Source organism: Streptomyces sp. NPDC096152, from assembly GCF_044763235.1.
Taxonomy (GTDB): Bacteria; Actinomycetota; Actinomycetes; order Streptomycetales; family Streptomycetaceae; genus Streptomyces.
Map to the genome: position 1 here is coordinate 570,073 of NZ_JBIWFW010000001.1, position 16,277 is coordinate 586,349.

Sequence of the window (16,277 nt, forward strand, 5' to 3'; positions counted from 1 at the left end):
AGCCTGCCCCAGCCTCCGTTCAGGAGCTGACGGCCCGGTCGCCCGCCCGCTCGTGTGCCGAGGGCACCGGGCCGCCCGTTCCCGGTTCCCCGGCCGCCGTGCCGGGGGCGGCGGGCCGGCCCGGTGCCGGGCCGGCGGCGCGGGCGCGGACGCGTGCCAGGCGGTCGGGGTGGCCGAGGGCGCGGGAGACCGGCCCGATCTCCCGGAGCAGGTCGGTCGGGTCCGGGCCCGCGGCGCCGTCGCTCTCCGGGCCCCGGGCGCGGGCGTCGGCGGCGTCCAGGATCGCCACCGCGGCGGCGGCCGCCCGTGCCGCGTCGGGCGCGTACCCGAGGGCGAGTGCGGCGTCGTACGCCCGGCGGCGCAGATCCTCGTCGATGCGGCGGGCGAGCGGCAGCAGCACGTCCCGGATGAACGTCTCGCGCCGGGTCAGCCGCAGCTCCGGGCTGGCCCACAGCCCCACCGGCACCCCGCCGCCGCCCACGGTCCGGGTCAGCGCGTACAGGTGCCGCAGTTCGTGGTGGGCGAGCCGGACGCGCCAGCGTTGCTGCAGGAACTGCCCGGCGTGCGGCAGGATGAAGCCGACCGCGATCAGGATGGCCGACAGGCAGGCGACCGGCGGCGCGAGAGCGGTGCTGAGCCAGTCCAGGTCGTGTCCGGTCCAGCGGGTCACGACGGCGGTGAGCTTGGAGGCGTCGAAGATCAGGTTCAGTCCGTAGCCGACGCCGAGGGACTTCAGCCCCCACCGCAGCCAGGCGTCGAGCCCGTCCGTGCGCACCCAGTTCCAGATCAGCCGCCCGGTGATGAGGACCGCCACCGCGTGCGCGATCAGGTAGAGCAGGATCTCCTCGCGCATGAACGGCGTACCGGCGTAGTAGGTGTCCAGGTCCCGCAGCCGTTCCACGGGGGTGTCGGCGAGGGCGAACAGCACCCATAGCGCGACGATCACGCCCGCGTAGGCCGAGACGACCCAGCGCCGGGCGCGGCGGGTCGCGGCCGAGCGGTCCGACAGGCCGTTGCGCCAGGCGATGATCAGCAGCAGACACGAGCCGCAGAACGCGGTGAGCAGCGAATACACCCATGGCGCGGCGATGTTGGGCACTCCGGTGACCCGGTTGGTCCAGGCGATCGTCGGCGGTGCCACGAACACGAACACCGCGCAGGCGAGGAGCAGCAGCCCGCCGACCGCCCGCAGCAGCGGGTCCTTCCACAGCCGGATGATGGTGGGCAGCTTGATCGCCAGGGCGGCGGTCAGCACCGCCGTGGGGATCCAGAAGGAGATGGAGAACCGTCCGGCCAGCGCGGCCGGGTCGAACGCGGCCAGGTCGAACGCGGCCAGGTCGAACGCGGCCGGCGCGGACACGGGCGTCACCGGGGGTCACCTCCGCGCCCGCCGCCGGTCTCGAGTACGGCGTCACCTCCGCGCCCGCCGCCGGTGCCGAGCCCGGCGCCACCGATCCCTCGTCCGCCGGCCGGGCGGCCGCGGTACCCGAGGGTGCGCTGGAGGGGGTCGAGGGGCCGGCCGGTGTCCGGCGCGGTGAGGTGGGGCCGGAAGGCGGTCGCCAGGCGGTGGCCGAAGTCGTCGGCCTCGGCCTCGTCGCGCTCGCGTGAGCCGTCGCGGGCGGCCACGGGCGTGCCGCCCTGCTCCACCGCGGCGGAGAGTCTCGGCCAGAGCCCGGGGCCGCGCCCGCCGGGCTCCCCGGCCAGCGCCCGGGCGGCCGCGGCGCGCGTGGGGTGGAGATGCCGGTGCCCGGCGTGCAGATGCCACAACTCATGGCCCAGGATCACCAGTTGCTGCACGGCCTCGGCCCGCTCCTCGACGATGACCAGGTCGAACTCCTGGAACTCCACCCACAGCCCGGTGACTTCGATGTCGTCCGGGATGCGCTCGAAGCGCAGTTCCACGGGACGGCCGCCGCGGCGGGCGGCCATCTCCTCGCACAGGGCGTGGCACAACTCGCGAACTCCGGCCGGAGGGTGGGGGCGGGCGCCCAGTGCGGTGACGAGGTGGGCCGTCAGGGCACGCATGCCCGACGCCTCCCGGGCGCGGACGGACCGCCGTCGCCGCAGCGCCCCGGCGAGCCGGGCCGCCGTACCGCGCGCGCCCGCGAACGCCATCGCCGTCACCCCTTCCGCTGCCTGTGCCGAGGCAGGTCGTCCGAGCCTACGCGGCCGGAAGTGTTCGCGTCATGCGATCCGACGACCGTTGTTCGACCAGGGACGACCGTGGTGCTCGACTCCGCCCGTCAGCTGTCTGTGCACCGAAGTTCACTTGCTGCACACTTGCGACCGAAGGTGAGCGCCGTCACACCCGTACGGTCGCCGCCCCGTCCCGTGGGGGGATCCCGTCATGAACCATCCCGGCAGACGCGCGAGCGGACACCGGATCGGCACGGCCGTGCGGTGGGCGGGGGGCCTGCTGTGATGGACGCTGGCCGTCGCCATGGCCGCCGCGGCGGTCGACGCCGTCTTCGCTCCGGCGGCCGGCTGGTGGCGGGCCGGGTGGCCGCTGCCCTGGTGCCTGGTCCCGGTGTGGGCGCTGCTCTGGGCCCTCCTGCGGGCCCGGGAAAAGCGGGTGCGCGGAGACGGCCGGTGCACCGGTGAGGGCGTACCGGCCGACTTCGACCGCGCCGCCTGACGCGGCCGCGTCCCGCCGCTCACCGCCCGGGCGAGGCCACCGGTGTCACCGGCACCCCGCCCGCCGCGGCGCCGAGCAGCGTCAGCCGCGCCCGGCCCGGTCCCGACAGCGTGGTGAACTCGGACAGGACCGCCAGGGCCAGCGTGTTGGTGCCCCGGGTGCGCAGGATTCCGTTCGGCAGTACGAAGGTGTGCTGCGGGCCCACGTCGTTGACGTACTGGCCCATGTTCCAGCCGTTCAGGAAGATCTGCGCGCGGTAGGCGCGGGACGGGTCGTCCTCCAGGACCAGCCCGATCGAGGCGTCGACCCCCGGCGGCACGGCCAGCGGGAAGGTGGTCCGGTACCAGGTCACGCCCTGGCGCCGCTCGGCCCGCGGGAAGTCCACCGACTCCCAGTCGCGGTCCGGGAAGCCCGGCAGGTGCCAGCCCTCCCGCTCCCCGAACAGCCCGCCGTTGTTCATCGGCCCGCGCACCGGGTCGGGCGCGGCCTCGCCCTGGATGCGCCACCGCACCTTCGGGGACGCGCCGGTGAAGGAGACCGCGGTCAGGCCGCGCGCCGCCTTGTGCGTGTCCTGGGCCCTGCCGTCCTGGTCGTGTTGCATCCGCCGGACCAGGACCGACAGCACGTGCCGGCCGGGCGAGCGCCGTTCCGGCCGGACCGGGAGGACCGCCGTGTCGGCCCAACTGCCCTTGCGGATCGTCCTGCTGTCCGGCACGGGCATCCGGTGCGTGCCGAGCGGCTCCCCGTCCAGCCAGGCCATCAGCAGGCCCTGGGTGCCGGTGCTGTAGGCGAGCTCGACGGCCTCGACACCGGTGGAGTCGGTGAAGGTGCCCCGGTACCAGACGTCCCCGTAGTGGAAGCCGTAGTCGTCGGCGAAGAGCACCGGCTGCCCCTTCGGGACCTCGGTGGTGCTGTACGAGGCCGACTTGTCGGCGAGCCGCCACCCCGAGTCGTCGAAGTTCGGCCCGGACTCCGGGTTCTCGGTGCGCGCCCGCCAGCCGTCCAGCGCGGGCAGCTCCACCTTCGGCACCCCGGGCAGCGGCGCCGTGGTGCACAGGCTCGCGGAGCCGCTGACCGAGGTCCGCAGCGCGGTGCCGTTCCACACCACCCGCTCGATGCCGCGCGGCCCCCACACCTCCAGACCGGCGGCCTCGACGGTGTCGCCGGTGAGGTGCGCCGTCATGTCGCGCAGCGCGGCGGTGCGCAGCAGTTCGGGGCCGTACACCAGCAGGGAGCCCGACGGGGTGTCGCGCGGCCACAGGCGCACGGAGGCCGCCTCGTCGGCGAAGAGCAGCAGCAGCGGCCGGTTCTCCCCGTCGCCCTGCACCAGCATCCGCAGCAGCCGACCGCCGCCGAGGGGAGCGGTCACCCGCATCAGACCCTGGTCGTAGACGTAGGCGACGTCCGGGTCCAGCCGGGTGACCAGCGGCTCCTCGGCGGCCTCCAGGGCCAGGCTCACCATCTCCCCGCTCCAGCCGGTGAACACGGCGATGTCCTGCCGCCCGGCGGACATCAGCAGCATCGGCTGCGCGGTGGAGTAGCGCAACCTGCGCTGCCCCAGCGACAGCCCGGCGACCATCAGCCGGGCGTCCCGGGCGGGCACGGTGACCGGCAGGTCGGTGCCGCCCACGGGCAGCGTCGAGGTGACGTCCTTGTCGTGGTCGTTGCGCAGGATGTGGACGTGGGCGCCGGTGTCCGGGTTGGTCAGGTGGTACGTGGTGAGCCCGGCCGCCTTCACCTCGGGCGCCCGGTCCAGTTTGGCGAAGTCGGGGACGCGCTGCAGCATGTGCCCGATCTGGTGCATCGGCACCAGCTTGCCGGTGGGCTGCCGCCCCTCGTCGAGGGCCGCCCCGTAGTCGTACGACGTGTAGACGACCGGCGCGGGCAGCCAGCCCCAGGAGGTGCCGCCGAAGCTCATGTAGACGTTGTGCAGGGTGATGCCGTTGGCGAGGTTGGTCAGGTAGAAGCGGCGTTCGTAGGCCGCGTCCCGGGTGCGCCGCGCCTCGGCGTACCCCTTGCCCTGGAAGAAGACCCCGCCCCACGGGTCGAACCAGCCACCGCCGAACTCGGGCACGAAGCCCGGCGTGTGCGGGCTGGCGGTCGCCCCGCCGGTCCTGCCGCCGGTCCCGAAGTGCCCCCAGTCGGGCGGGGTCCGGGAAGGCGAGGGGTAGCCGTCGAAGCCGTACAGCCAACGCCCCTTCTCCCCGCCGGTGTCGAAGGAGCCGGGGACCCAGTGGCCGTTGCGGCCCTTGTCGTTGTGGAAGAGCGGCACGTCGATGCCGTCGCGGCGTACCTTCCGGTACAGGTGCGCCATGTAGTCGCGGCCGGCCGGCTCGTCGACGTGGGAGTCGTACTCGTTCTCGATCTGGTAGAGCAGCACCGTGCCGGTGCCCCGGGTGTACAGGTGCCGGGACACGATGGCGTCGACGTGGGTCAGCCACGCGTCGACGTGCCGCAGATAGGCCGGGTCGGCGGTCCGGGCGGTGCCCGGCGCGGCCGTCAGCCAGCCGGGGAAGCCGCCGCCGTCGACCTCGGCGTTGATGTAGGGGCCGGGGCGCACCACGACGTAGAGGCCGGTCTCGGCGGCCGTGCGCAGGAACAGGTCCAGGTCGCGCACGCCGGTGAAGTCGTACCGGTCCGGCGCGGGGGAGTGGTAGTTCCACGCCACGTAGATGCTGACGGCGTTGTGGCCGTGCGCCCGCATCTTCTGCAGCACGTCCCGCCACAGGGACGGGCTCGGCAGCCGGAAGGGGTGCATCTCGCCGGACCACAGCACCAGCCGCCTGCCGTCCACCAGCAGGGAGTAGTGGTCGAAGCCGACGGTGTGCGGCTGCCCGTCCGCGTGCGGCTCGGGGGGCGGGGGCCCCGTGGGGACGGAGCGCGCGGCGTAGGCCGCGGGTGCCCCCGGGCCGCCGCTGCCGCCCAGGGCCAGTCCGAGCGCGGCGGTGCCGGCGAGGGCGCTGAAGGAACGTCTGCTGAGCGCCAAAGGTATTGCCTCCCGGGCGGCGATCTTACGGGGCGCGGGCCCGGCCATTCTCCACGGGTCCGGGGCCCGCCACGGCCACCTGGGGGTCGCGGGGCGGCCGGACGGCGCGGAGCACGGGGCGTGAATGGCCGGACAGCGACCTACGCGCCCCCTGACCGGATGCGTACGATGCGACCGCTCCCCGCCTTCACAGCGCATCCATGGTTTCTCCATGGGCGGGGGCACGCCCGTGCCTGCGCTTGGCATGGACGCGCTAGTTCACGTCCCAGCACCCCCCACGGACCGAACGGATGGGAGAACCATGGCTGGTGGACTGCTCTTGAGCGGCGCGGTCGCCGCGCTCCTGACCTCCGCGCTGCCCGCGCACCCCTCGTCCCCGGTGGTCACCGACCCGCCGCCGGACAAGATCGTCATCGATGTCGCCACCGTGAACGGCTCCGGCTGTCCGCAGGGCACGGCCGCCGTCGCCGTGTCCCCGGACAACACCGCCTTCACGGTCACCTACAGCGAGTACCTCGCCCAGGCCGGGGGCAACTCCGACCCCACCGCGTTCCGCAAGAACTGCCAGCTCAACCTGATCGTGCACGTCCCGCAGGGCTTCACCTACGCCATCGCCAGCGCCGACTACCGCGGCTTCGCCTCGCTCCAGTCCGGCGCGAACGCCACCCAGAAGGCCTCGTACTACTTCCAGGGGTCCCCGAACACCGCGGTCAAGAGCCACCCGTTCAGCGGCCCGTACAACGACGACTGGCAGGCCACCGACAGCACCGACTGGGCCCAACTGGTGTGGGCCCCCTGCGGAGTGCTGCGCAACTTCAACATCAACACCGAACTGAGAGTCAACGCGGGCACCAGCGCGCCCGGCAAGGTCAGCTTCATGACCATGGACTCCACGGACGGCGACATCAGCACGGTCTACCACCTGGCGTGGAAGGAGTGCCCGAAGTCCTGACCCGGCGGCCGGAGGGGGCGGCGCGGTCGCGGGCCGCCCCCTCCGGCAGGCAACCCTGCCGCGTCCCCGGGCATCTCCCCTCACATGGGCGGTCGGTGGAGAACCAGGACGTGGTGGTACACGGCGGTGGTGTGCGCCGTGGCGCTGGTGGCGGCCGGGGCGGGTCTTCTCGCCGCACTGCGGCCCGATTCCGGCCGGTCCGCCGCGCCGGACGGGGAAGCCGCCGGAGCCCTGAGGATCCGGTCCGCGCCGAACACTTACTACGTGCCGCGGTACACCCGCTCCGGCCGGGCACCCCTGCCGATCCAGTACCAGGTCGACCTGGGAGCCACGGCGGCCTCACCCGGCGCGGCCCGAGGAGCGGTCCGGAGGATCCGGGTGACCTTCGACCTGGCCGCCCTTCTCGGGAAGACGGAGATCTGGGGCGTCAACAAGGGCTACGGGTGCGTCCGTTCGGGCGTCCGCGTCACCTGCTCGCTGCACGACATCGACTTCGGGGAGGGGGCGCTCCTCGTCCCCTTCAACGTGAAGCCCGCACCCGCGGCGGGACGCGGCCCGGCCGGAAACGTCACGATCACCGTGCGCAGCGCCAACGCCCCCACCGTCCGTCACACCACCCGCGTGATCGTGGGCTCGCCGTTCCTGACCGCGCGGCAGAACTCCGGGACGGTGACCGGGGTGCGCCCCGGCGGCGAGGTGCGGCTCACGCCGGCCTTCGGCAACAAGGGGGACACCGACGTCGACGGCGGCATCAGCGTCCTGGTGTCGGTTTCGGACGCGACGCTGCCGCTCCGGTACGGCAACTGCCGCTACGACAGGCCGAAGGGTGCGACCAAGGCCCAGTGCGACTTCCCCGGGCCGCTGCGCGCGGGGACGGCGTACGAGGCCACCGGCCCGTTCACCGCCGTGGCCGACCGCGCGGCGCGCAGCGGCAGCGTCGGCTACGGCGTGTGGCGCACCGGCGACCTCGACCACCGGTCACGGCTGCCCGCGTCGGCTCCCCGCGGCAGCGGTGCCCCGTTGCGGCTGCGCCGCCCCGTCGACGGGACCCGGTTCACCGGCGTCCGGCTGGACGCCGCCCAAGTGGGCACGGCCGCACTGGACTTCGAGACCACCCGGCTCAACGACCTCGAACCCGTCGGCTTCGCCATCAAGGGCAAGCTGGGCCAGGTGGTCGACACCCAGGTGCCGTACCCGAGGAGCTACGGGCGCAGCGCGGTCGGCAACCCGACGATGTGGGTGACCCTCCCGGAGGGCGTCAGCCTGGTCCCCGTGGACCCGGAGAGCCACTCCGGCGACTTCCTCTACTGCGCCCCCGGCCCGAAGAAGGGCGGCCCCGTCGCCTGCCCCGGTCCGGAGGTCGGCGGCACCTTCCTCCGGGTGCGCATCGACAGGCGCGTCGAGGGAGCGCGCGGCAGCATCTCGGTGGCGTCCGACCCGGCCGTCGACCCGGACCAGGAGAACAACACGGCCCCGGTGACCGTGGAGTACCTCGGGTAGCGGCGTCCGCGGGGGAACCGGGGGCAGAGGCCGGGGCGCACCGGGCGGTTCCTCACCCGCCCTCGGCGCAACCCAGGTCACGCGTGGAGTGTCTTACCTCATATGAGTCGCTGGTTGAGGAACGGGGTGTGGCGGCACCTGGCCGGGGGAGGTGCCGCGCTCGTCGTGCTTGCGGTGGTCCTGGCGCTCGTGGTGAACGGCGGCGACGGGCGGCGCGCGGGCGGTGCCGACGCCGGTCGCACGAGTCCCGCACCCTCGAATCCCGCCCCGATACGGGTCGCGTCCGCGCCCGCGGCCCCGACGCCCTCCGGGCCGGGCGTCCTCACCGTCCGGTCCGCGCCGAACGTCTACTACCTCCCCCGCTACGGGACCACCGGGAAGCCGCCCTACGCCGCCGAGTTCGGGATCGACCTGGAGTCGTCCACCGCGCCGCCCGCCTCGGCCCCGGGCCCGAGCCTCAGTCCCGAGGTGACGATCGACCTGTCGTCCCTGGCCGGAAAGGCCGAGATCGACTGGGTGAGCAAGGCGTGGGGATGCGTCCGTACGGGTCTCCGCGTGCGGTGCAAGCCACCCGGCGGAACACAGTGGGCGTTCACTCCGTTCAATCTGCGGCCTGCTCCCGGCGCGGTCCGGGGCGCCACCGCGACGGTCACGATGACCGCGCGGGCCGCGCACACGCCCACCGTCCGGCACACCACCCGGGTGATCGTCGGCGATCCCGTCCTGACGGCGCGGCAGCGCTATCCCGCGCTCACCGGTGTGCGTCCTGGAGCGAAGGTGGGGATCGTCCCGGCCTTCGGCAACAAGGGGGACATCGGCGTCCCGGGCGGTGTCAGCGTCGTGCTGACCGCCGAGGGGGCCACCTTCGCCGAGCGGTACCGGAACTGCCGCTACGACACGGTCGGCAAGCGCATCAGCGCCCAGTGCGACTTCCCGGGGCCGCTGGCGGCGGGGACGGCCTTCGAGACGGACGCTCCGGTGGTCGCCACGGCCGACGACGACGCGCACAGCGGACACCTGGGATTCACCGTGTACCGCACCACCGACGTGTTCGCCCTGGCCGCCGTCCCCGCCTCGGCCCCGCACGGCACCGGCCGGCCGCTGCGGCTGCGGCCGGTCGACGGCCGCGCTTTCGAGGAGATCGGCGACCCGCGGCACAGCGAGGAGGCCGACAGTGACGGGGTGCGCTTCGCGACCACCCGGGTGCACGAGGTGGAGGCCGTCGGCTTCACCATCCGCGGCCGGGTCGGCCAGGTGGTCGACCTCACCGTGCCCTACCCCAAGGGCGACGACTGGGGCGCCGGCGGGCGTACCACGATGCGCGTGGTCCTCCCGCGCGGCCTCACCCTGGTCGAGGTGGGCCCCGGGGAGCACGAGAGCGACATCCCCTACTGCTACCGGAACCCGTCGGGGGACGGCTCCGTCCTGTGCCCCGGCCCGGCGGCGCCAGGCACCGGGATGCGGGTGCGTATCGACCGCCGCGTGGACGGCGCCCGCGGCAGCGTCACGGTGACCTCGGACCCGGCCACCGACCCCAACCAGACGGACAACACCGCGCCGGTGACGGTGGAGTACCTCAGCTAGCGGCGGCGAGGCCCAGGAAGTCGCCCCAGGCCGCGGGGGAGACGGCGAACCGAGGACCCTGCCGGTCCTTGGAGTCACGGACGTGGACGGTGGCGGGGGTGAGGGCGAGGTGGTCGACCGCGACCCACCGGGCAAGACCGTACGGGCCGAGGTGGATCTGCGGGGCCGGCACCGCCGCGACTGACCAGGGTCACCCGAGTGGCGGGGGCGTGGGTCGCGCGTTCCGCTCCCCGGAGGGCCGGGCCGCGAACGCGACGCGGCGGTGCGCCCGGCGGAGCGCGCGGCGGGCCATGTAGGGGTGGAAGCGGCGCGCCACCGCGAAGTAGAGCCGACCGCGCGGGGTGTGCAGCCGTACGGCGGTGGCGAGTGTCACGGAGTCGTCGTCGACCAGGATCGAGGCGCGGAAGTCCAGATGGGGCGCGTCCTCGCCGAGCATGAGCTCGTGGTCCTCGGCGCCCCGCTCGGTGAAGGGCAGGACGTGCCGCCAGGCCCGTGGGTCGCGGGGCATGCCAGGGGCGAGCGGCATGCTCCAGGCGTCGGTGAAGTCGGGCCGCTCGAAGGCGCCGTGGAGCAGCCGGGCGTTCGCCGGGACCGGCGACCCGGTCGCCCGGACCCACAGGAGCCGGTTGACCAGCAGGGCGCGCCGCGGCCGGCGGGCCGGCGGGTGCGGCAGGATGCCGAGGGCGGCCCGCTCGGCGTTGTCGAGGATCTCCTCGACCATGGTGTCGTGCACCGGCTCGATCGCCGTCTTGAAGAAGGCGAACTTGCCCACGCTCATGGACACTTCGAGGACGTGGGAGATCCGGCAGCGGCCGGGGCCGAGGGGTTCGACGTCGAGCCGGTGGTAGCCGGTGCCGAGGCCGTCCTCGGTCGTGTCGAAGCGGACGGACCGCCCGGGTTCGTAGGCGGTGACCCGGTAACGGATCCTGCCGTGGCCGCCGTCGGCGCCGACGCCGAGGGGGCGGTCGAGGACCATCGCGGGCCAGACCGGAGTGGGGAACAGCGGGTCGTCCGGTGCGGAGAGCCGGTCGACGAGGGCACCGACGGTCTCGGCCGGGGCCTGGACGATCCGCTCGTGAACGTTTCGTAGCGTGGGCATGCCCCACCTCCATACGGCAGCGTATGTTGAACCGTACGGTAGCGTATGGAGGCATGCACGAGCAGCCGTCCCCTCCGAAGCGGTCCACCCGCAAGCGACTCACCGCCGACGACTGGGCGGACGCGGCCCTGACCGCGCTCGCCGAGCGCGGCCTCGCCGGGATCGCCGTGGAACCGCTCGCGGTCCGTCTGGGCACCACCAAGGGCAGCTTCTACTGGCACTTCGCCAACCGGGACGCGCTCGTCGCGGCGGCCCTCGCCCGCTGGGAGGAGTTGTCCACCGAGCGGATCATCCAGGGCATGGAGGCCGCCGAGCCCGACCCCGCCGCCCGGCTCGGCGCGCTCCTGCGCGGCGCGACCGCCTCGTCCGCCGAGGACCCCCTGGAAGTGCGGCTGCTCGCCGCCGCCGACCACCCCGGGGTCGCGGCGGCGCTCGCCCGCGTCACCGAGCGCCGGGTCGGCTACCTCGCCCACCTCTTCGAACTGCTCGGCTTCCCGACGTCGGAGGCCCGTCGGCGCGGTCTCCTCGCCTACACCAGCTACGTGGGCCACGCCCAACTGGCCCACGCCGTACCGGGTTCCGTGCAGGCCGACCCCGCCTACCTGGCGACCGTGACGGCCGCGCTGCTCAGGACCTGACCGGCCCGAGCCCTGACCCGGGCCTTCCCGCCGGGACCCGCACCGCGGCGCCGCGCCCGTCAGCGGGCGCCCACGCCCTCGGCACTTGTCGCCGTCGGCGCACCGGCTACCCCGCCTGCCCCATCCCCGCCGCGTTCGGCCAGTTCTGCGGGCTGGGCCAGCCGGTGGCGGGAGCCGGGGTCAGGCCGGGGGGCGGGGCGGTCATGCCGCGTACCTGGGCCGCGGTGAGGCCGCCTCGGGCCGGCACGCCCGGCGGGGTGGGGCCGGTCGCGGCGGGCACCGGAGCCGGCAGCGGAGCCGGAGCCGGAGCCGGCACCTGCATCGGCGGCGGCACCGGCATCGGCATCGGCATCGGCATCGGGGAAGGCACCGGTGCGCCCATCGGGCCCGGCATCTGCTGGGCCGCCGCGGGGGCCAGGGGCTGCATCGGAGCCGGAGCCGGAGCCGGAGCCGGAGCCGGCATCGGCATCGGAGCCGGCATCGAAGCGGGGGCCGGGCTCGGGGCCGGTGGCTGGGGGATGGGGCGGGCCGCCGCCGGCATCGGCATCCCGCCGGGCGTCTGCGCGGACGACGCGGTGGACGCGGCGGCGGGGAGCGGCATGCCGGTGCCGGGGGCCGGGGCGGCGGCGATCCCCGGGGAGGCGCCGGCCGCGGCGGCCCGATCGGCCAGCTCCGGTACACCGGCCCCGTTGGTCTCGTTCATCAGGCGGTCCACCGCCGCCGTACCCGAGCTGTAGGTGGTCCCGGTACCCAGCTCGGATACGGCGGCTCCCCTCCTGGCCCCGTAGAGCACCGACTCCAGGCCGGACACCAGGCGACGCACGTCCACCTGGGGGCGCACCACGAGACGCAGGAAGCGGCTGGACGAACCGATCTTGTTGCCGCACTCGCGGACCAGGATCCGGTGCTCGGTGAGCAGCCGGTCGCGGACCACGGTTCCCTCGGCGCCCACGGGCAGGCGCACGAAGAGGAAGTTGCCCTGCGACGGGTAGACCGTCAGACCGGGCAGCGCGGAGAGGTGGCTGGCCATCTCCAGCCGGTCGCGGCGCACCTGCTGGAGGCTCTGCTGGTACTCCGCGCCGTTCTCCCTCAGCATGAACACCACGTGCTCGGCGAAGGAGTTGAGGTTCCACTTCGGCAGCATCGCCCGGACCCGGCCCGCCAGCGCCGGGTTGGCGACCAGGTAGCCGAAGCGGACGCCGTGCAGTCCGAAGTTCTTGCCGAGGCTGCGCAGCACGACCACGTTGGGGCGCAGCATCGCCTCCTGGACCACACTGGGTTCGGCCTCGGCGTCGGCGAACTCCAGGAACGACTCGTCGACGACGACGAGGTCCAGATCGGCCATGGCGTCCATGAACTGCACCACGTTCTGCCGGTGCAGGAAGCCCCCGTCGGGGTTGTTCGGGTTGCAGATCACCGCGACCCGGGTGCCCCGCTTGCGGATGAACTCGGCGTACTGCGCGAGGTCCAGGGCGAACCCACTGGACTCCTGGAGCGGGAACATGTCCACCCGCTTGCCGGTCTCCATGGGCTGGTCGGTCCAGCGGCCGAAGGTGGGCACGGGGATCGCGAGGGACTCGCGGACCATCAGGTGGTCGAGCCAGGTGATCAGCTCGGTCGAGCCGTTGCCCATGGCCACGCACTGGGGCGGCAGTTGGAGCAGGCCGCACAGCTCGGCCGCGATGGTGTCCGCGCTGCTCGGGTAGTACGTGACGATGTCCCGCAGCCGGGCCGCCATCTCCTCGAACATCTCGGGGGTGGGGAAGTACGGGTTGCACGGAATGCAGAAGTCCACCGGTCCGGCTCCGTCGCCCTCTCGCGCCAGCGCCGCCATCGACGGGCTGTGGGCCGCGTTGCCGCGGAACAGCGAGGTGACGTTGCCGGTCATGGAACCTCCGTATGGGGCGGGCCCGGCCGGGGGGCAGCCGGGCCCGTCGTCTTCGGGTGGCCCGTGCGGGGGAGCACGGGCCGCCCTTACATACGCAGGGGCGGGGGACGCCGTTCAACACGGGTGCGCAAGGCCGGGTCCCGCCGGACGGCGGGACCCGCGCCGCTCACGCACCGGACTTGCGCTTGTTCCACACGTCGAAGCCGACCGCCACCAGCAGCGCCAGGCCCTTGATGACCTGCTGCCAGTCGGTGCCGACGCTGAGGAGGTTCATGCCGTTGTTGAGGACACCGAGCACGAGACCGCCGATGATCGCGCCGAGGACGGTGCCCACACCGCCGCTCATGGACGCGCCGCCGATGAACGACGAGGCGATCGCCTCGAGTTCGAAGTTGACGCCCGCCTTCGGCGAGGCCGCGTTCAGCCGGGCGGCGACCACCAGACCCGCCAGGGCCGCGAGCACGCCCATGTTCAGGAAGACCTGGAAGGTGACCCGCTTGTCCTTGACGCCGGACAGCTTCGCCGCCGGCAGGTTGCCGCCGATGGCGTAGATGTGGCGGCCGAAGACGGCGTTGCGCATCACGTAGCCGTACCCCACCACCAGGGCGCCCAGGATGATGAGGACGACCGGCGCGCCCTTGTAGCTGGCGAGCAGCAGGGTGAGGGTGAGGATCGCGGCGACCAGGGCGACCAGCTTCAGCGCGAACAGCCGTCCGGGCAGCACGGCGAGGGAGAACTCCCGCTGCCGGCGCCGGTCGCGCACCTCCTGCCACACCACGGCCGCCATCAGCACGAGGCCGAGGAGCAGGGTGAGGTTGTGGTAGTTGGTGGTCGGGCCGACCTCCGGCAGGAAACCGTTGCCGAGGTTCTGCAGGCCGTCCGGGAACGGGCCGAGGGTCTGCCCCTGGAGCAGGATCTCCGTCAGGCCGCGGAAGAGCAGCATTCCGGCGAGGGTGACGATGAACGACGGTATGCCGAGATACGCGATCAGGAAGCCCTGCACGGAGCCCGCGATCGCGCCCACCAGCAGGCACAGCACCACGGCGAGCGGCCAGGTCATCCCGTGCTGGACCGTCAGCACGGCGGCGAACGCGCCCACGAACGCGGTGAGCGAGCCGACCGACAGGTCGATGTGCCCGGCGATGATCACCAGCATCATGCCGATCGCGAGGATCAGGATGTAGCTGTTCTGCAGCACCAGGTTGGAGACGTTGCGCGGCAGCAGCAGGTCTCCGTCCGTCCAGACGGCGAAGAGGACGACGATCAGGCCGAGTGCGAGCAGCATCCCGTACTGGCGCATGTTGCGGCGCAGGCCGTCCAGCATCAGCCGGAGCAGGCCCCCGCCCGCCGCCGGTCCGCTGCCGCCCGGCGGCGCCGGGGCCGGGCTCTTGGCGGTGACATCCGTGCTCATCGCGATACCTCTTTGTCCTGGGTGTCCTTCGTCATCCGACGCATCAGCACTTCCTGCGTGGCCTCGGCCCGCGGCACCTCACCGGTCAGCCGTCCGGCGGCCATCGTGTAGATGCGGTCGCACATGCCGAGCAGCTCGGGCAGCTCGGAGGAGATGAAGACGACCGCCTTGCCCTGGGCGGCCAGCTGGTCGATGACCGTGTAGATCTCGTACTTGGCGCCCACGTCGATGCCGCGCGTGGGCTCGTCCAGGATCAGCACGTCCGGACCCGCGAAGATCCACTTGCTGAGGACGACCTTCTGCTGGTTGCCGCCGGACAGCTTGCCCACCGGCTCGAAGACGGTCGGCGCCTTGATGTTCATGGACGTGCGGTAGCCCTCGGCGACCTGCCGCTCCTCGTGCTCGTCGACCACGCCCCGGCGGGCGACCTTCCGCAGCGCGGTCAGCGAGATGTTCCGGTGGATGGTGTCCATGAGGTTGAGGCCGTAGTGCTTGCGGTCCTCGGTGACGTAGGCGATCCCGTGGCCGACCGCCTCGGCGACGGTCTTCGTACGGATCTCCCTGCCGTCCTTGAGGACCGTGCCGCCCGCGTAGCGGCCGTAGGCGCGCCCGAAGACGTTCATCGCCAACTCGGTGCGGCCGGCGCCCATCAGGCCCGCGATGCCGACGATCTCCCCGCGCCGCACCTCGATCGACACGTCGTCGACGACCTTGCGCTGCCGGTCGATCGGGTGGAGCACGGTCCAGCCGCGGATCTCCAGCGCCGGGGCCGCGCCCTCCTCCGGATGGTGCGGGGTGCGCTCGGGGAACCGGTGGTCGAGGTCGCGGCCGACCATGCCGGAGATGATCCGCTCCTCGGTGGTCCCGGGCGCCTTCACGTCCAGCGTCTCGATGGTGCGGCCGTCGCGCAGGATGGTCACCGAGTCGGCGACCCTGCGGATCTCGTTGAGCTTGTGGGAGATGATGATCGAGGTGATGCCCTGCTTCTTCAACTCCAGGATGAGGTCGAGGAGTTTGCCGCTGTCCTCGTCGTTGAGGGCCGCGGTCGGCTCGTCCAGGATGAGCAGCTTCACCTGCTTGGACAGCGCCTTGGCGATCTCCACCAGCTGCTGCTTGCCCACGCCGATGTCGGCGACCCGGGTCTCCGGGTGCTCGTCCAGGCCGACGCGGCGCAGCAGTTCGGTGGCGTGCCTGAGGGTGTCGTTCCAGTTGATGAACCCGCGCGTGGCGTGTTCGTTGCCGAGGAAGATGTTCTCGGCGATGGAGAGATACGGCACCAGCGCCAGCTCCTGGTGGATGATGACGATGCCGCGGTGCTCGCTCGCCCGGATGTCCTTGAAGTGGCAGACCTCCGAGTCGAAGAGGATCTCGCCCTCGTAGGTGCCGTGCGGATGGACGCCGGAGAGCACCTTCATCAAGGTGGACTTTCCGGCGCCGTTCTCCCCGCAGATGGCGTGGACCTCGCCCTGACGGACCGTCAGTGTGACGTCCGACAGTGCCTTGACACCGGGAAAGGTCTTGACGATCGAGCGCATCTCCAGGACGGGTCCCGCCATGGTCGTGCCTTCCAGTCGTGTGCGGTCG

13 protein-coding genes are annotated in these 16,277 nt (G+C 73.1%); 5 read left to right on the forward strand and 8 right to left on the reverse strand.

Going from position 1 to position 16,277, the window contains the following annotated elements:
• Nucleotides 1-19: 19 nt before the first annotated feature.
• Both ACIQ9G_RS02480 and ACIQ9G_RS02485 read right to left on the reverse strand, forming a co-directional pair.
• The gene (locus ACIQ9G_RS02480) at nucleotides 20-1,321 is read right to left on the reverse strand and encodes an MAB_1171c family putative transporter (RefSeq protein ID WP_403606739.1); all 1,302 of its coding nucleotides are present in this window, start codon (nucleotides 1,319-1,321) and stop codon (nucleotides 20-22) included.
• A 44-nt stretch (nucleotides 1,322-1,365) separates the two neighbouring features.
• The gene (locus ACIQ9G_RS02485) at nucleotides 1,366-2,115 is read right to left on the reverse strand and encodes a toxin-antitoxin system, toxin component family protein (protein WP_403605088.1); all 750 of its coding nucleotides are present in this window, start codon (nucleotides 2,113-2,115) and stop codon (nucleotides 1,366-1,368) included.
• Nucleotides 2,116-2,440: 325 nt separating this feature from the next.
• On the opposite strand from ACIQ9G_RS02485, the gene ACIQ9G_RS02490 reads away from it, so the two are divergent.
• Nucleotides 2,441-2,635, forward strand: coding sequence for a hypothetical protein (locus tag ACIQ9G_RS02490; protein WP_403605091.1), 195 nt, complete (start codon nucleotides 2,441-2,443; stop codon nucleotides 2,633-2,635).
• A 19-nt stretch (nucleotides 2,636-2,654) separates the two neighbouring features.
• Here ACIQ9G_RS02490 and ACIQ9G_RS02495 read toward each other — a convergent pair whose 3' ends face one another.
• Complete coding sequence (locus ACIQ9G_RS02495) at nucleotides 2,655-5,621, reverse strand: beta-galactosidase (RefSeq protein WP_403605094.1); 2,967 nt, start codon at nucleotides 5,619-5,621, stop codon at nucleotides 2,655-2,657.
• 301 nt (nucleotides 5,622-5,922) lie between these two features.
• Here ACIQ9G_RS02495 and ACIQ9G_RS02500 point away from each other — a divergent pair, with 301 nt between their 5' ends.
• From ACIQ9G_RS02500 to ACIQ9G_RS02510, 3 genes are all read left to right on the forward strand, one after another.
• Complete coding sequence (locus ACIQ9G_RS02500; RefSeq protein ID WP_403605097.1) at nucleotides 5,923-6,573, forward strand: DUF4360 domain-containing protein; 651 nt, start codon at nucleotides 5,923-5,925, stop codon at nucleotides 6,571-6,573.
• Between the two features lie 264 nt (nucleotides 6,574-6,837).
• A complete protein-coding gene (locus tag ACIQ9G_RS02505) occupies nucleotides 6,838-8,073 on the forward strand; it encodes a hypothetical protein (protein ID WP_403605100.1) in 1,236 nt (411 codons plus the stop codon).
• Between the two features lie 102 nt (nucleotides 8,074-8,175).
• Nucleotides 8,176-9,657, forward strand: a complete 1,482-nt coding sequence (locus tag ACIQ9G_RS02510; RefSeq protein WP_403605103.1) for a hypothetical protein — start codon at nucleotides 8,176-8,178, stop codon at nucleotides 9,655-9,657.
• Here ACIQ9G_RS02510 and ACIQ9G_RS02515 read toward each other — a convergent pair.
• Both ACIQ9G_RS02515 and ACIQ9G_RS02520 read right to left on the reverse strand, forming a co-directional pair.
• Nucleotides 9,650-9,829: a DUF397 domain-containing protein gene (locus tag ACIQ9G_RS02515; protein WP_403605106.1), complete on the reverse strand. Its 180-nt coding sequence runs from the start codon at nucleotides 9,827-9,829 to the stop codon at nucleotides 9,650-9,652. The two genes, ACIQ9G_RS02510 and ACIQ9G_RS02515, sit on opposite strands and share 8 nt — an antisense overlap.
• An 18-nt stretch (nucleotides 9,830-9,847) precedes the next feature.
• Nucleotides 9,848-10,756: a DUF2867 domain-containing protein gene (locus tag ACIQ9G_RS02520; RefSeq protein ID WP_403605109.1), complete on the reverse strand. Its 909-nt coding sequence runs from the start codon at nucleotides 10,754-10,756 to the stop codon at nucleotides 9,848-9,850.
• A gap of 53 nt (nucleotides 10,757-10,809) precedes the next feature.
• Here ACIQ9G_RS02520 and ACIQ9G_RS02525 point away from each other — a divergent pair, with 53 nt between their 5' ends.
• Nucleotides 10,810-11,394, forward strand: coding sequence for a TetR/AcrR family transcriptional regulator (locus tag ACIQ9G_RS02525; RefSeq protein ID WP_403605112.1), 585 nt, complete (start codon nucleotides 10,810-10,812; stop codon nucleotides 11,392-11,394).
• Nucleotides 11,395-11,500: 106 nt separating this feature from the next.
• Here the strand turns inward: ACIQ9G_RS02525 and ACIQ9G_RS02530 are convergent, their stop codons facing one another.
• From ACIQ9G_RS02530 to mmsA, 3 genes are all read right to left on the reverse strand, one after another.
• Complete coding sequence (locus ACIQ9G_RS02530; protein WP_403605115.1) at nucleotides 11,501-13,282, reverse strand: pyridoxal phosphate-dependent aminotransferase; 1,782 nt, start codon at nucleotides 13,280-13,282, stop codon at nucleotides 11,501-11,503.
• Between the two features lie 166 nt (nucleotides 13,283-13,448).
• Nucleotides 13,449-14,693, reverse strand: a complete 1,245-nt coding sequence (mmsB, locus tag ACIQ9G_RS02535; RefSeq protein WP_403605118.1) for a multiple monosaccharide ABC transporter permease — start codon at nucleotides 14,691-14,693, stop codon at nucleotides 13,449-13,451.
• Nucleotides 14,690-16,249 carry a multiple monosaccharide ABC transporter ATP-binding protein gene (gene mmsA / locus ACIQ9G_RS02540; protein ID WP_403605120.1) on the reverse strand — a complete coding sequence of 520 codons (1,560 nt, stop codon included), beginning with the start codon at nucleotides 16,247-16,249 and terminating at the stop codon, nucleotides 14,690-14,692. The genes mmsB and mmsA overlap by 4 nt, the downstream gene beginning before the upstream one ends.
• Between the last annotated feature and the right edge of the window lie 28 nt (nucleotides 16,250-16,277).

What these genes read in the sequence shown, in the direction of transcription:
- ACIQ9G_RS02485 (WP_403605088.1), bottom strand. Translation starts at nt 2,115, where the DNA reads ATGGCGTTCGCGGGCGCGCGCGGTACGGCGGCCCGGCTCGCCGGGGCG.
- ACIQ9G_RS02490 (WP_403605091.1), top strand. Translation starts at nt 2,441, where the DNA reads ATGGCCGCCGCGGCGGTCGACGCCGTCTTCGCTCCGGCGGCCGGCTGG.
- ACIQ9G_RS02500 (WP_403605097.1), top strand. Translation starts at nt 5,923, where the DNA reads ATGGCTGGTGGACTGCTCTTGAGCGGCGCGGTCGCCGCGCTCCTGACC.
- ACIQ9G_RS02510 (WP_403605103.1), top strand. Translation starts at nt 8,176, where the DNA reads ATGAGTCGCTGGTTGAGGAACGGGGTGTGGCGGCACCTGGCCGGGGGA.
- ACIQ9G_RS02520 (WP_403605109.1), bottom strand. Translation starts at nt 10,756, where the DNA reads ATGCCCACGCTACGAAACGTTCACGAGCGGATCGTCCAGGCCCCGGCC.
- ACIQ9G_RS02525 (WP_403605112.1), top strand. Translation starts at nt 10,810, where the DNA reads ATGCACGAGCAGCCGTCCCCTCCGAAGCGGTCCACCCGCAAGCGACTC.
- ACIQ9G_RS02530 (WP_403605115.1), bottom strand. Translation starts at nt 13,282, where the DNA reads ATGACCGGCAACGTCACCTCGCTGTTCCGCGGCAACGCGGCCCACAGC.
- mmsB (WP_403605118.1), bottom strand. Translation starts at nt 14,693, where the DNA reads ATGAGCACGGATGTCACCGCCAAGAGCCCGGCCCCGGCGCCGCCGGGC.
- mmsA (WP_403605120.1), bottom strand. Translation starts at nt 16,249, where the DNA reads ATGGCGGGACCCGTCCTGGAGATGCGCTCGATCGTCAAGACCTTTCCC.